We start from the raw sequence: 14,429 nt of genomic DNA on the forward strand, positions 1-14,429 counted from the left end.
CGGCGGCAACACAAATCAGCCCTGCAACGGCATTACGGACAGGCTCCGCCGGAAAAGCCGAAACAGCCCCGTTACAACCCGAAAGGAGCGATGACCCGCTCCAGAACGCCCTGCACCTTTGAAATGGCCACGCCGTAATTTGTGACGGGCACCCCTCTGCGTGTACATTCGCGTATGCGCCGCATCATTTCGGCGCGGTTGGTCATGCAGCCGCCGCAGTGCACAGCCAGTGCGTATCTTTCAAGATCTTCGGGGAAATCATGCCCCGCATACATTTCGAATGAAAGCTCTCTGCCGGTGTACTGTGTGATCCAGCGGGGTATCTTCACCCTGCCGATATCATCGGCAACGGCATGGTGCGAACAGGCTTCGCACATCAGCACTGTGTCGCCGTCGCGCAGGGAGTCGATGGCGCGGGCACCTCGGACAAGCAGCTCAAGGTCACCCTTATAGCGGGCAAACAATGTGGAAAAAGTGGTCATGGGAATGTCATCGTCAACGTCACCGGCCACTTTGAGCACCACCTGCGAATCAGTGATCACCAGCGCCGGCGGCGATACAAGCTTGTCCAGAGCAGCTTCCAGTTCGCGCTCCTTCACCACCATCCCCATGGCGTCCGCGTCCAGAACATCGCGCAGCACCTGCACCTGCGGCAGGATCAGACGCCCCTTCGGGGCAGCCAGATCAATGGGGACTACACAAAGAACTGTATCACCTTCGGAAATAAGATCGGAAACAAGCACAGGATCCGCTTTCAGCTCTTCGGGCACCATTTCGACAATGGCCGACTTCAGCTCGCTGATACCCTTTTGCGCCACGGAAGAAACCTGCACATGGCGGACTCCTGCCTCGTGGCAAAAACGAGCATCTTCGGGCCGCACATCTGCTATATCCTGTTTGTTAAAAACAACCAGCGCGGAAATTTCCATTGCCTGCAGATCGGCCAGCATCCGCTTTTCCGCCTCTTCCATACCGGCTTCACTGACAACCAGCAGCGCGACATCCGTACGGGCCAGCACCTTTCTGGCCGAACGGACCCGCATTTCGCCCAGCTCACCGGAATCGTCCAGCCCGGCCGTGTCATAAAAAGTAACCGGTCCCAGCGGCAGCAGCTCATAGGGCTTTGCCACCGGATCCGTCGTTGTGCCGGGAACATCGGAAACTATGGCTATCTGCTGACCGGCAAGGGCGTTGATAAGCGAAGACTTACCGGCATTACGCCGTCCCACAAGAGTAATCACCAGCCGTTCGCCGCGTGGCGCTTTATCAGACATCAGCATTTCCTCCGCATGCCCCGGCAATCCGGCTGAAGCCTTTGTCAGCAACAGGGGTGTACCCGGCATTTCTCAGACGTTCAAAAAGACCGTGCACGGCATCGCGCACATCGCGCCCTGCAGCGTTTTTTCCCGGATATATGGAGTAGCCGCCGCGCACCGCGTCGGGAGTGACCGAAGGCATGACAACGTTGGCCCCGGCATCCAGCCCGCGGGTGCGTCCATCGGCTGCCAGTGCATCCAGAGCACTTGTGGCGGGAATATTGGCCCCGGGATTCAAAAGCCGCAGAACTGCTGTCACCAGCAGGCTTTTTTCAATGGCATGATCCACAGGGGCAGCCAGAGGGGTGCTCGGGTGAGGAATGAACGGACCGGCGGCAATCATTTCAAGGCCGAGCTGTGAAAGTCTGTGTATATCCTCCGCCAGTATGGCGTCGGTCATACCCGGCAGACCTACGATGATGCCCGATCCCGTTTCATACCCCAAGGACTGCAGCATCTCCACGCGGGCAAGCCGGTCAGCAACCGTACAGCCGGGGCGCAGACGCGCATGCAGAGCTTCATCAAAAGTTTCCATTTTGAGAAGATACCTGTCCGCACCGCAGTCACGCCAGTAGGCATATGTGTCCCGGTCAAAATCCCCCAGCGAAAGAGTCACCGCCACATCCAGCGTATCCCTGATGCGCCGGACAAGATCGCCGATAACCCGCCTGTCGTAGCGCAGGTCTTCGCCCGACTGGAGCACCACGGTACCCGCCCCCAGCTCGCGCGCCAATGCCGCTGCCGCCAGAATGCCTTCCGGCTCCAGCCGGAAACGTTCAAGCCCTGTGTTGGCAACGCGCAGTCCGCAGTAATGGCAGTTTTTTCTGCAATGGTTTGAAAACTCGACAACACCGCGGACATATACGCCGCGCCCGAAAAACCTGTCAGCAACGGTGCGCGCCTCTGCGTACACGGGGCCGCCGCCGGTGGCAGCCAGCATTTCCAAAATATCTCTGGATGTCATAACCCGCCCGGGAAAAGAGAAATTTCAGCTATAGAGCACGTAATGGTAAAGCGGCCGGAAGCCGGAGCTTCCGGCCGCTTTATATGCCTGAAAGAACGGATCAGATGTACAAATCGCGCTCGCCGCCGTCTATGCGCTGCAGACGCGAAGCAACAAGCTCGCGCCTGTTTTCCGGACAGCCTGCCGCCTCTTTTTCAATAAGCTTTCTGCCCGCTTCGCGTGTCGATTCAGAAGCGTAGTCATGCAGATATTCATTGAAAGTAAGCAGCGCGTTGGGATGGCAGAATTCCTGAATGAAGCCTTTTTTTGCCAGCTCCATAAAGTGTTCGCCGGTACGGCCCAGACGGTAACAGGCCGTGCACCACGAGGGCAGGTATCCCAAAGAGACAAGCTCCGCTATGACCTCGTCCAGACTGCGGCTGTCGCCTACGCAGAACTGCTGCACATCGGGCCGGTCGTAGCTCGGGTCGCTGTAGGCCCCCGGATAGGTGCGCGAACCCGCACTGATCTGCGAAACGCCCAGCTCAAGCAGTTCACGCCGCATGGCTGCATTTTCACGCGTGCTGAGAATAAGCCCTGTATACGGCACTGCCAGCCGGAGCACGGCAACCATTCGTTTAAACTGGGAATCGGTGAGCGGGTGCGGCGGATTGAATGCCATATCGGCATTGAGGGCCGGTTCCAGCCTGGGGAAAGAGATGGTATGCGGGCCTACGCCGAAATGTTTTTCCAGATCGGCGGCATGCTGCATCAGTGCAAGAATCTCAAACCGGTAGTCGTACAGACCGAGCAGGGGGCCCATGCCCACGTCGTCGATGCCGGCCTCCATGGCGCGGTGCATGGCATACAACCGCCACAGGTAATCCTTTTTGGGACCGCCCAGATGCGCCTTGTCATACGTCGCCTTGTGGTAGGTTTCCTGAAAGCACTGGTAGGTACCTATGCCCACATCGTGCAGCTTTCTGAAGCCGTCCACGGTCTGCGGGGCACAGTTGATGTTCACACGGCGGATTTCACCGCTTTTTTCAGAAACAGTATCATACACCACCTGAATGGTGCGTGCCATCCAGTCAGCATCAAGGCGCGGGTGCTCTCCGTACACAAGCAGCAGGCGCTTATGCCCCAGACGTTCCAGCACTTCCACTTCGGCCCGGATTTCATCTTCCGAGAGAGTCCGGCGCTTCAGATCGCTGTTTGTGGCGTTAAATCCGCAATAGGCACACCGGTTATAGCATTCGTTGGTAATATAAAGAGGAGCAAAAAGAACAAGCCGGTTACCGTAGATGGTCTGTTTAACCTTTTTGGCTGTGGCAAACAGCTCCGCATCCAGTTCTTCGTTATCGAGTTGCAGCAGGGTTGCGGTCTCTTCGGCATCAAGGCCCTTTGCTTCACGTGCCTTGGCGAGAATTTCGCGCACACGCACAGCGTCAGGTTTGGCCGTTGCGGCAATCACAGATTCGATTTTTTCTTCGTCTATGAAGCCTGGCAGGGAACGGGAATCAAAAGACATACGTACTCCGGCATCAGACTAGAGACGCTTTCACCGTTACACTTTCCAGCCGTCCCAGCCTGCCCGTCAACGAACCTATCTCGTCCGTGGAGGCTTCGACGATCAGGGCAATGACGGCAAGCCCCCGCTCGGGACACGGCAACCCCATGCGGGCCAGAATCAGCTCTCCGTGGGTTGTTAGTATCTCATTTACAGCAGTGGCATCGCGCTTTCTGTCGCTGATGATAATGCTGACAACCCCCATTCTTTTGCGGGTCGTAGCGTTGTTCATGGATGTATACCCCGATCCGGTGCTACCTGCGCACCGGACACAGTAGAGGGCAGGCCTCTGGGTCAGTGTAATACCTTCCCGCAGACTGCCCGTTGATGCTTTTACAGGCTCAGCTTCACGCCTTTGGCGCGCAGAGCCTCAAGAGCTGCACTTCTGTCCACATAGTGGGTATGCAGCAGTTCGTGCGATTTATGACCGCAGGGGCCATCATGCAAAAAACCGTCTTTGGCATACAGTTTCTGCACCATGGGGTTGTCCTGCGATTTACGGATGGCGTAGACATTGCGGTCCGTCGCATAGACGGATTTCTGCCGGATTCCGATGAATTCCAGCGTGGCGGCGCATGCCTGCCGTGCCATATTAAAGCCGAAAACGGCATAACCGGCCGCAAAGCCGGCGAGCTTGATAAATCCGCGACGGGATACCGTACCTAATCTGCTCATGCCATCCTCCTATGCCACAGACCGTCTGGTAAACCGACGGTTGATCTTGGTGATAGTGCTCTTGAAAAGGGAAGACTGCAGCATGCCCGGTTCAAGCGGTTGCCCGCCGCCGTTTACGCAGCCGCCGGGACACGTCATCACCTCGATGAAGTGGTAAGGCGATTTGCCTGCGCGCACTTCCTCGCACAGCTTGGCGGCATTGTCCAGACCGCTTGCCACGGCCACTTTCACGGTGCCGAAGTTGGGTACGGGCACTTCTGCCGTATTTATACCCTCATGCGTGCGCACCACCTTGATGTCGGGGTCGGCAAGGGTGCCGCCGGACAGCGCTTCATACGCCAGACGCAGGGCAGCTTCCATTACACCGCCGCTGGTGCAGAAAATGGTGGCAGCACCAGTGGACATGCCCAGCGCGGGATCCGGTTCTTCGGAAGGCAGCGAAGTGAAGTCGATGCCCGCTTTTTTAATCATCCATGCCAGCTCACGCGTGGTGATGGTGGCGTCGATGTCTCTGTACCCGCTGGCATTCATTTCAGGCCGCATACCTTCAAACTTTTTGGCTATGCAGGGCATGATGGACACGGTGTACATTTTTTTGGCGGGTACCCCGGCCTCCTGCGCGCCATACGTTTTGGCAAGCGGGCCGATCATGGCAATGGGGGATTTACAGGTGGAAAGGTGCTTTTCCAGATCGGGGTAGAACGTTTCGGCAAACTTGATCCACCCGGGGCAGCAGGAAGTGAACTGCGGCAGCGGCATATTGCCGTGCTTCACGCGTTCCAGCAGTTCGGTGCCCTCTTCCATGATGGTCACGTCAGCCGTCCATTCCGTATCCCACACCAGATTAAAGCCCAGACGGCGCAGGGCGGCATGCATCTGCCCGCCCACATACGTACCCGTAGGCAGCCCGAAGCATTCACCCAGCGCATAGCGCACGGCGGGAGCAGGCATGGATACGACAACCGTGTCAGGATCCTTGAGTTTTTCGTATAATTCGCCTACAAACGACACCTCTTCATGGATGGCGCCGAAGGGACAGTTTGCAAGACACTGCCCGCAGTTGACGCACGCCACGGGGTCCACGACACCGCGATAGCCGTCTTCGGTCACTTCCTGCATGACGCCTGTGGGACAATGATACTCACACTCGCCGCACGCCATGCACTTGTCGTGGTCGACCTCCACAAACCGGATGGTTGCGGGGTCTACATCCTTGGGGGCGTTCATTTTATAACGAACACCTTCCATGGTTACCTCGGAGCCTGCGGCAGGTACTTCCAACCCTGCCAGATAGGCTGCGGGCGGGTGCTGTGCTTTGCATCCAGCCATAACCTTCTCCTTGCTTCAGTGTTGCCTGCTCTTATAGACAAGAGCAATGGAAAAAGTGTTACTAAATTAACATTAGTAATACTTGCACTGCTTCAGTGCTATTCTGCGGATATGGCTACCACATCTATGATATCCGCCGCAACACCTGAAATGGAGAATCACTTGAAGAACATCCCGTCCATACTCATTTTTTGCTGCCAGCCCAAACGACAACCCGGAGCAGAAGCAATGACTGGTGCACACTCCCGCGCCGGTGGCAAGCAAAAAAGCAAAGACAGGTAGCACGAATAATAAAGCTGGTGCACCAGAACAGCACACCTTGTGACTGAGGGATATATCTTTACCCCGCCGCGCTGCCGGAGTCACCCCCCGGAGGCCCGTGTGCCATATTGAAACACTGCGGCGGTCGCTTTTACACGCAAAAGGCGCGCCCCGTTGCCGGAACGCGCCCCGTGAATACAAAGGCCATATGAGACCCGCGGTGCATCAAAGCGAAATGCCGGGCCGTACCTGACACTTCACACGGATATTACGGCCCTTGCCGCCGTACATATCCACCATGTTGAAAGAACCGGCCTCAAGGACATCCACATCTTCCGGACGGATATGTATTCCCATGCCGGCCAGTGATTCCGTCAGGTACCTGCCGGCATCGGCCACAGCGTCATCCAGATTGTATCCCAGCGGTGCCTCGCGGCGCAGCCCGAGCGTGGGCACAAAAACAAGGCCCTTTTCAGTATCGGCAAAAAGCTCCAGCTCAGCCGTGGTGCGTGTGAGCGCAGCCCCCACGGCGTTGGCCACCGCATGGTCACGGGGTACATCTATGCGCCTGTTCATGACATTACGCAAAAGCGGGGCAAACGCGGCGGCGGGACCTCCCATCACAAACACCCTGCCGGGATTCAGCTTCACACCGTCAAGCAGTTCGATGATGGTATACACAGGCTGCGCATTGACTTCGTCAAGCAACCTGTCCACGGCGGCGCAGATGGTGTTTACCGCTGTGTCCAGCGCTTCGCGGGCCAGTTTTTCCGGATACATGTCCCACAGAGAGGCCAGCTGCCGCACAGCCTCGCGCGAGGCTTCCACGTCGCCCACGGCAGCCACTTCCAGATAATTCATGGCATCCATCAGCGCCACATGTGTTCCGCCGTTGGCAACACAGGGTCCGGACCTGTCCGGCCCCACCCGCACAGCACCCGCGGCAATGCGCAGGCGAGAATCACCGCCCACGCCTATGGAAAGCGTACGCAGCGCCCTGACCAGTGTAGGATAACTGCCGACAGAGATACCGTCATTTTCGATAACCGGAGAACCGGAGGCAAAAAGCGCAATATCTGTCGTTGTCCCGCCGATATCCAGAATCACAGCGTCTTCTCTGATATCGTAAAGAGCCACAATGCCCATAACGCTGGCCGCAGGGCCTGAAAGAATGGACTCGACGGGCATACGCCGTGAAACAGCCAGCGGCATGGTGCCGCCGTCGGCTTTGAGAATATGCACAGGCGCGGTTACGCCCTTGGCACGGGCAGAAGACTCCACGGCATCGGCAAAGCTGTTGTAAAGCCGCCACACAGCTGAATTGTAATACGCAGTTGCCACCCTGCGCGGAAAACTGAGCTGACCTGAAAGCCGGTGTCCCATGGATACAAAGTCGCCGCACTGCATGGCTTCATGCGCCATGGTTTCTTCATGATCGGGGTTACGCGTGGAAAATTTACCCACCGCCGCATAGACACGTATGCCTGAATCGCAGCACCGGCGCACCGCAGCGGCCAGTTCGTCCTGCTCCATGGCGGCTATTACTTTACCGCGGTGGTCGATGGAACCGGAAAGAGGAAAAAAGAATCCGCCCTGCCGGAAATTTTCAGGATCAATGCCCGGACCGGACGAAACAAGCACTCCGACATCCTCGGTCTTGCTTTCCACAATGGCATTGGTAGACAGTGTGGTGCTCAGATTCAGCCGTACTATATCCTGCGCCGCAACTGACTGCAGAACACTGTCAAGCGCCTGTGTGACGGAAGACAGCAGGTCGTGGTGCAGTGTGGGCACCTTGGCCCATGCCTGAATCCGCTTCTGTGCATCCAGCACCACAGCATCGGTATGGGTTCCGCCCACATCAATTCCCAGATACATTGACGCACCTCCGTGCACACATATCCGCCGCAAGACGCAGTGCGCTTTCAAAACTGCCGGTGTCCGCCGTATTTCTGCCTGCTATGTCAAAGCCTGTTCCATGATCGACGGACGTACGGACAAAAGGAAGACCCAGCGTCACATTTACGGCATCGGAAAAATGCAGCAGTTTGAGAGGGGCCAGCCCCTGATCGTGGTACATGGCCAGCACCGCGGCAAATTCGCCCTGCGCGGCCCTGTAAAAGACCGTATCGGCGGGATACGGACCTTCGGCATTCAGGCCCATACGCTTTGCCTCGCGCACGGCCGGCGCGATGATGCTTTCGTCTTCGGCACCTATTTTACCCGATTCACCGGCGTGCGGGTTGAGGCCACATACGGCCACGGGTTTGTGGCCGGCTCCCAGCGCCCGGACAAACTCCACAGTAAGCGCGATGCAGCGGGCCACGCGCTGGCGGGTCACAAGGCGGGGAACATCACACAGCGCGGGGTGCGTGGTCACAAGGCTGACCCGCAGCACGTCACCGCACAGGTGCATGCAGACATCTTCATCACGCAGCCCTGCGTGCCGCGCCAGAAACTCGGTATGGCCCGGAAAATCAAAACCGGCCTGCTGCAGCATGGCTTTGTGAAGCGGCAGTGTGACAACACCCGTGGCAGCTCCGTCATTAAGCATGCTGCAAGCCTCCTGCAGAGCCAGTCCGGCAGCGCGCCCGCCGTCGGCTGTGGCTTTGCCGGGGGTCACAGTCACAGTCTCCATCCCCGGGGGTTCGTACAGCAGTACCTGCCCCGGCCGGGCCTTTTCCAGCAGCGCGGCCAGCTGCTGCCTGTCAGCGGCCGCAGTCCAGAACCGGCCGTTTATGCCGCACAGCGTCATAAACGTATCCAAAGCTTTTCCGCTGCCCAGAAGCACCACCGGAGACGCGACTCCGTAACGGAGCGCGCCTCTGCCGCCGTCAGCGCCCAGCACCCGGCAGGCCAGCTCCGGCCCCAGCCCGTTGACGTCGCCCATGGTCACCAGCAAAGGGCAGCGGGCGGCCGCAACATCCTTCAGAGGATCCTGTTTTCTTATTCCAAGCATCCGGTAAAACTATTCCCTTTCGCCGCTGCTGTCCACACTGCACCTGCACGACCGGATAGTGCGGTAGCACACCCGCCCGCATAAAACGGAGCATGCCGCAAATCATTCCGCCATATGCACCGAAGCATGTACGCTGCCGTCGTGGCGGGCATAGGCAAATGCCATATGATCCGTGTTGTGATAAAAACCATATTCTCCGCGGTTATCCAGCATGATCAGACCGGCATGGCCCTGCACACGCCTGTGCAGCAGTTCTATGCCCATGCGGGCCGCCTGCATGGCGTCATGCCCGCGCAGACAGTCGCAGGCGCTGCGGGTCATCAGCGTACGGATGATTCCTTCACCGAATCCGGTGGCGGAGGCTCCTCCGGTTTCGTTGTCGGCATAGGTGCCTGCTCCGCACAGCGGAGAATCACCCACCCTTCCCGGTTTTTTACACGGAGTCCCCCCCGTGGACGTGGCAGCGGCAATATTGCCCCGCACATCCATGGCCACAGCGCCCACGGTACCCTGCGGTACAGGCTTGAAGGCGTCATGCGTGCAGTATCCTTCTCGGCTGCACAGCTTCTGGTACAGCTCCAGCTCCCTGTCGGTCAGCAGCTCGCGGGGATCAACCTCCGGCAGCCCGCATTCGCGGGCGAAACGCTCCGCACCGTCGGCAATCAGCAGGCAGAATTCCGTTTCGAGCACCTTGCGCGCAATGTCGACCGGTGTCATAAAACGCCGCACTCCGGCTACTCCGCCATAATTCAAAGTACGACCGTCCATTATGGCCGCATCCAGCTCTATCTGGCCGTCTGCATTGAGCACCGCTCCCCGGCCGGCATCAAACGTAGGGTCAGCTTCCATCACGTTGACGGCCGCCTGAACGGCGTCAAGCGCATCAGCTCCCTGCTCCAGCAACGGCCAAGCGGCCTCCACCGCAGCGCGCACACCGTCCAGATGTTCCTGCCGCCGCTCCGCGGGTATGGTCCATGCCCCGCCGTGCACTATTATTCTGGGTCTCATCCTGACATCCCCTGTATCGGTACGAAATGTTGTGCAGTTCACGGCATACAGTACAGCCGTTTTCAGGCAGCCGTACACTCTGGTACGGGAACGCCGCAACATAAAAAACGGCACGCGCCGCAAAAATGCAGCCGTGCCCGATGCCGCGGTCTCGGTTGCGGCAGGTCTGCCCTGCCGGCGGACAAAACACACACATAAATACCCTCTGCGTGACTGCAGAGCCGAGGCTCCGGCACTGACAACCGAAAGCCCCTGCGCCGGTCGTATCCGGCCATGCCCTGACTGCATTCCTTTACCGGCAGAATCACACAGGTTTTAACGCCACGGCCGCCAGCGGAGGCAGAGTCAGCTCCATAAAATGCCCGCCGTGCCAGTTGTCGGTGCAGGCTACCGCACCGCCCCCGTTGCCCACGTTGCTGCCGCCGTAGTAACCGCTGTCCGTATTCAGCACTTCCTGCCATTCTCCGGCTCTGGGGCATGGAACACGGTACCAGCGACGGACTACCGGCGTAAAATTGAACACCCACATCACAGGCGGACTATCTTCCGCAAAACGGGCAAAACTGATGACGGAACATCCGTAATCACTGAAATCGAGCCAGCGGAACCCCGACCAGTCGTGGTCGTGGCGGTGCATGGCCGGTTCCTGTGCATATATGCCGTTAAGGTCGCGCACCAGATTGCGTATGCCTTCGTGGGCAGGAAATTCACGCAGGCACCAGTCCGGTTCACGGCTTTCGCTCCACTCGTTCCACTGACCTATCTCACCGCCCATAAACAGCAGTTTTTTACCCGGATGCGCCCACATGTATGCGTACATCAACCGCAAATTGGCCTGCTGCTGCCACATGTCGCCGGGCATTTTAGAAAGCAGCGCCCCTTTGCCGTGTACAACTTCATCATGCGAAAGCGGCAGGACAAAGTTTTCGGAAAAAGCATACAGCATGGAAAATGTCAGGCTGCTGTGCTGGTATGCCCTGAACACAGGGTCCTGCCGCATATAATTCAGCGTATCGTGCATCCAGCCCATGTTCCATTTAAACGTGAACCCCAGCCCCCCCGTGTACAACGGCCGCGACACCCCCGGCCATGAGGTGGATTCTTCCGCTATCATCATCACACCGGGGTACTGCTCGTGCACCACTCTGTTCAGTTCGCGCAGAAAATCAATGGCTTCCAGATTTTCATTGCCTCCGTGCACATTGGGCAGCCACTCTCCTTCCTTGCGGGAATAGTCAAGATACAGCATGGATGCCACTGCATCTATGCGCAAACCGTCCACATGAAATTCCTTGAACCAGTAGAGCGCGTTGGCAAACAGAAAGTTGCGCACCTCATGCCGTCCATAATTGAACACATAGGTACCCCAGTCCGGATGCTCGCCGAGACGCGGGTCCAGATGCTCGTACAGGGCTGTGCCGTCAAATCGCCCCAGACTCCAGTCATCCTTGGGAAAATGCGCGGGCACCCAGTCCAGAATCACCCCTATGCCCTGCTGGTGGCAAAGGTCTACAAACCGTCTCAAATCATCGGGCGTTCCAAAGCGCGAAGTGGGCGCATAGTAGGCGCCGGTCTGGTATCCCCACGACTGGTCCAGCGGATGCTCAGCCACGGGCATAAGCTCGATATGTGTAAAACCTGCGTCGCGGACATAGGGTATCAGTGTACCGGCCAGTTCATCCCAGTTTACAAAAGGATGCCCTTCACCATGGCGGCGCATCCACGAACCGGCATGGAGTTCATATATGCTGACCGGCTGCTGCAAAGGCGGACCGGCTTCACGTCTACGCTGCATCCATGCAGCGTCGTTCCACGCATAGCTGTCAAGCGACCAAGTAAATGACGCCGTGCCGGGCCGCATTTCGCAATACAAGGCATAGGGGTCTGTTTTCAAACGCACAGTGCCGTCGGCACCCTGCACGGCAAACTTGTACAGCCGCCCGTGTTCCATGCCGGCGACAAATCCGGCCCAGATGCCGGATGTTCCGACAGGAAACAAAGGAAAATCGCCGGAACGCCAGTCATTGAACGGCCCAACCAGACTTACCGCATGCGCATTGGGCGCCCATACCGCAAACCGGTATCCGGTTTCACCGTCCTGAGCATGGGCATGCGCGCCCAGCACTCTGTATATATCCCAATGCTCTCCGCGACCGAATAGATACACGTCAAACGGTTCCAGACTGCACGGCACGGTTCCGGACTCGACAGGTGTTGCCACGTCATTCTCCCGCGGGGACAAACCCCAGCTGCTGATAAATGTCCAGATACTGCACTGCGGCTTTTTCCCATGTGAATGAAACTTCCATGGCTCTTCTGACCATACCCGCCCATGCTGTGTGATCATTCTCCCACAGGTTGACTGCCTGCATGATGGCATTCAGAAAACCCGCCGGGCTGACATCATCGAAAGTGAATCCGGTGGCATCGGGAGCAGGCCAGGGCGTGATGGTATCACGCAGCCCCCCCAGCGAAGACGCCACCGGCGGCGTGCCGAAACGCAATGCGTATATCTGTGTCAGGCCGCACGGCTCGTAGCGCGATGGCATCAGAAAGATATCCGCTCCGGCCTGTATGCGGTGGGCCAGGTCTTCTGTGTATTCAACGCGCGCACACAGCCTGCCTTTGTATTCTTCCATCAGGTGCAGCACCTGCGCTTCATATTCCAGACTGCCCTCACCCAGAATAACAACGCCCACCTGCCGCTCCATCAACTGCGCAATATTGTCTATCAGCAGGTCAATGCCTTTCTGGTCCCTCAGGCGCCCGATGAAACCCAGTACCGGACGTTCCATCAGGGAACTGTCCAGCCCCAGTTCATCCAGCAGGGCGCGTTTGCAGCGCTGTTTGCCCGCAAGTCTGTCCGGGCTATAGGTACAGGGCAAAAAACGGTCGTCCTCCGGCTTCCAGATGTCGTAGTCTGCCCCATTCAGAATTCCGTGCAGGGCATGCGTACGCCTGCGCAGAATTCCTTCCAGACCGCACCCGAATTCCGGTGTGGTAATCTCCCGCGCATAGCTGGGACTGACAGTGGTCACTTTGTCGGCATAGGCAATGCCGCCCTTGAGCAGGTTGAAATCGCCGTAAAATTCCACACCGTCCATGGACCATGCCTGCGGCGGCAGCCCGCAGTTTTCGAACAGGCGCGAAGAAAAGCGCCCCTGAAAGGCCAGATTGTGAATGGTCATGACAGTGCGCGTGTCTTCCCAGAAGGAATCATACCGGCGCCAGTGATACAATAAGGCAGGAAGCAGCGCCGTCTGCCAGTCATGGGCATGCACCACGGCCGGAGCTTCGCCGAGACGACGGCACATGGACGCCGCGGCGCGGCAGAAAAAAACAAACCGCTCGCAGTTGTCAAAATAGTCGCCCTTGTAGTCGTTGTAATAAAAACGCCTGTCAAAATATTCGCCGCGGCTTATGAAATAGACGGGCATGCCGTGAAAGTCGGCTTCGTACACGTCTGCGGTAATGGGGCCCCATGGGTACCCGACAGGAATATCGCTCATGGTCAGGTGAATGCCGTATTCCGCAGTCTTCAGACGCCCGTAAAAGGGCGTGACCACGGCGGTGCGCACCCCCATGCGGTGCAGGGTCAGCGGCAGGGCACCCAGAACATCGCCCAGTCCGCCGCTTTTAGAAAAAGGGTACATCTCGGAAGTGGCAAAAAGGACCAACGGTTGCATCCGCCGCATCCCTCCTTCGGATATTATCCGCACTTTCTGTCCGCAGGCTGTGCATACCTTGCGGAAAAATCAGCAATTATTACGGCATGGTCAAAAGCAATATTCCGGGGCAGTGCGTCCAGAGGAAAAAAAACGGCCTCGGCGGCATCATCACCCGCGGCCAGAGCATCCGCATCCAATGCAGCACCGCAGAATACCACACTCATGGTGTGCTGTCTCGGGTCACGGTCAGGTGCGGAATATACCCCGAGCAAACCTGTCAGCTCCACGTCCAGCCCTGTTTCTTCCTTCATTTCCCGCACGGCAGCGTGTTCCACTGTTTCACCGTAGTCCACAAAACCGCCGGGCAGCGCCCAGCCAAGCGGAGGATTAGTCCGCCGCACAAGCACAATGCCCCGTTCCGGTTCGTACACCACCACATCCACCGTGGGCACCGGATTTCTGTATACGGTAACAGGCGCTCCGCATGCGGGGCAGGGGATGGTACGGGTCATGCTGCTGTCCTCCACAGGTTCCGTTCAACGACCTCATGCGGCACGGCGATACTATCAATACCGTATCGCAGAGGTTCCTTTCGCAGTACATCGAAAACGCGGGCAACGCCACCCTGCGCGCGACTGAAGCAGAAAAAAACACAGACGGCAGGCCCCAATGAAAAACGGTCTGCCGACCGATTCGACAG

At 57.9% G+C, this 14,429-nt stretch carries 12 protein-coding genes; all 12 read right to left on the minus strand.

Annotated features, from left to right (window positions below; translation table 11 throughout):
* Positions 1–71: 71 nt before the first annotated feature.
* Positions 72–1,274 (minus strand): [FeFe] hydrogenase H-cluster maturation GTPase HydF, encoded by a 1,203-nt coding sequence (hydF, locus tag H586_RS0101380; protein WP_027181183.1) that lies wholly within the window; start codon positions 1,272–1,274, stop codon positions 72–74.
* Positions 1,267–2,280 (minus strand): [FeFe] hydrogenase H-cluster radical SAM maturase HydE, encoded by a 1,014-nt coding sequence (gene hydE / locus H586_RS0101385; protein ID WP_011368159.1) that lies wholly within the window; start codon positions 2,278–2,280, stop codon positions 1,267–1,269. Before hydE ends, hydF begins: the two co-directional genes overlap by 8 nt.
* 100 nt (positions 2,281–2,380) lie before the next feature.
* Positions 2,381–3,790 carry a [FeFe] hydrogenase H-cluster radical SAM maturase HydG gene (gene hydG, locus H586_RS0101390; RefSeq protein ID WP_011368160.1) on the minus strand — a complete coding sequence of 470 codons (1,410 nt, stop codon included), beginning with the start codon at positions 3,788–3,790 and terminating at the stop codon, positions 2,381–2,383.
* Positions 3,791–3,803: 13 nt separating this feature from the next.
* Complete coding sequence (locus H586_RS0101395) at positions 3,804–4,061, minus strand: TM1266 family iron-only hydrogenase system putative regulator (RefSeq protein ID WP_011368161.1); 258 nt, start codon at positions 4,059–4,061, stop codon at positions 3,804–3,806.
* A 101-nt stretch (positions 4,062–4,162) separates the two neighbouring features.
* Entirely contained in the window at positions 4,163–4,504 is a 342-nt protein-coding gene (locus tag H586_RS0101400) for an iron hydrogenase small subunit (protein ID WP_011368162.1), read from the minus strand.
* A gap of 9 nt (positions 4,505–4,513) precedes the next feature.
* A complete protein-coding gene (locus tag H586_RS0101405; protein ID WP_011368163.1) occupies positions 4,514–5,833 on the minus strand; it encodes a [FeFe] hydrogenase, group A in 1,320 nt (439 codons plus the stop codon).
* 486 nt (positions 5,834–6,319) lie between these two features.
* The gene (locus H586_RS0101410; RefSeq protein ID WP_011368164.1) at positions 6,320–7,972 is read right to left on the minus strand and encodes a hydantoinase/oxoprolinase family protein; all 1,653 of its coding nucleotides are present in this window, start codon (positions 7,970–7,972) and stop codon (positions 6,320–6,322) included.
* A complete protein-coding gene (gene pdxA, locus H586_RS0101415) occupies positions 7,956–9,053 on the minus strand; it encodes a 4-hydroxythreonine-4-phosphate dehydrogenase PdxA (RefSeq protein ID WP_027181184.1) in 1,098 nt (365 codons plus the stop codon). The genes H586_RS0101410 and pdxA overlap by 17 nt, the downstream gene beginning before the upstream one ends.
* Positions 9,054–9,155: 102 nt before the next feature.
* A complete protein-coding gene (locus H586_RS0101420) occupies positions 9,156–10,061 on the minus strand; it encodes an isoaspartyl peptidase/L-asparaginase family protein (RefSeq protein WP_011368166.1) in 906 nt (301 codons plus the stop codon).
* Positions 10,062–10,365: 304 nt separating this feature from the next.
* Positions 10,366–12,282 (minus strand): 1,4-alpha-glucan branching protein GlgB, encoded by a 1,917-nt coding sequence (gene glgB / locus H586_RS0101425; protein WP_027181185.1) that lies wholly within the window; start codon positions 12,280–12,282, stop codon positions 10,366–10,368.
* Position 12,283: 1 nt separating this feature from the next.
* Positions 12,284–13,747, minus strand: a complete 1,464-nt coding sequence (glgA, locus tag H586_RS0101430; RefSeq protein WP_011368168.1) for a glycogen synthase GlgA — start codon at positions 13,745–13,747, stop codon at positions 12,284–12,286.
* Positions 13,748–13,770: 23 nt separating this feature from the next.
* Positions 13,771–14,241 (minus strand): NUDIX domain-containing protein, encoded by a 471-nt coding sequence (locus H586_RS0101435; protein ID WP_011368169.1) that lies wholly within the window; start codon positions 14,239–14,241, stop codon positions 13,771–13,773.
* Positions 14,242–14,429 lie beyond the last annotated feature (188 nt).

The organism is Oleidesulfovibrio alaskensis DSM 16109 (assembly GCF_000482745.1).
Taxonomy (GTDB): domain Bacteria; phylum Desulfobacterota; class Desulfovibrionia; order Desulfovibrionales; family Desulfovibrionaceae; genus Oleidesulfovibrio; species Oleidesulfovibrio alaskensis.

Coding starts and splice junctions, on each gene's coding strand:
- hydF (WP_027181183.1), bottom strand. CDS start 1,274: ATGTCTGATAAAGCGCCACGCGGCGAACGGCTGGTGATTACTCTTGTG.
- hydE (WP_011368159.1), bottom strand. CDS start 2,280: ATGACATCCAGAGATATTTTGGAAATGCTGGCTGCCACCGGCGGCGGC.
- hydG (WP_011368160.1), bottom strand. CDS start 3,790: ATGTCTTTTGATTCCCGTTCCCTGCCAGGCTTCATAGACGAAGAAAAA.
- H586_RS0101395 (WP_011368161.1), bottom strand. CDS start 4,061: ATGAACAACGCTACGACCCGCAAAAGAATGGGGGTTGTCAGCATTATC.
- H586_RS0101400 (WP_011368162.1), bottom strand. CDS start 4,504: ATGAGCAGATTAGGTACGGTATCCCGTCGCGGATTTATCAAGCTCGCC.
- H586_RS0101405 (WP_011368163.1), bottom strand. CDS start 5,833: ATGGCTGGATGCAAAGCACAGCACCCGCCCGCAGCCTATCTGGCAGGG.
- H586_RS0101410 (WP_011368164.1), bottom strand. CDS start 7,972: ATGTATCTGGGAATTGATGTGGGCGGAACCCATACCGATGCTGTGGTG.
- pdxA (WP_027181184.1), bottom strand. CDS start 9,053: ATGCTTGGAATAAGAAAACAGGATCCTCTGAAGGATGTTGCGGCCGCC.
- H586_RS0101420 (WP_011368166.1), bottom strand. CDS start 10,061: ATGAGACCCAGAATAATAGTGCACGGCGGGGCATGGACCATACCCGCG.
- glgA (WP_011368168.1), bottom strand. CDS start 13,747: ATGCAACCGTTGGTCCTTTTTGCCACTTCCGAGATGTACCCTTTTTCT.
- H586_RS0101435 (WP_011368169.1), bottom strand. CDS start 14,241: ATGACCCGTACCATCCCCTGCCCCGCATGCGGAGCGCCTGTTACCGTA.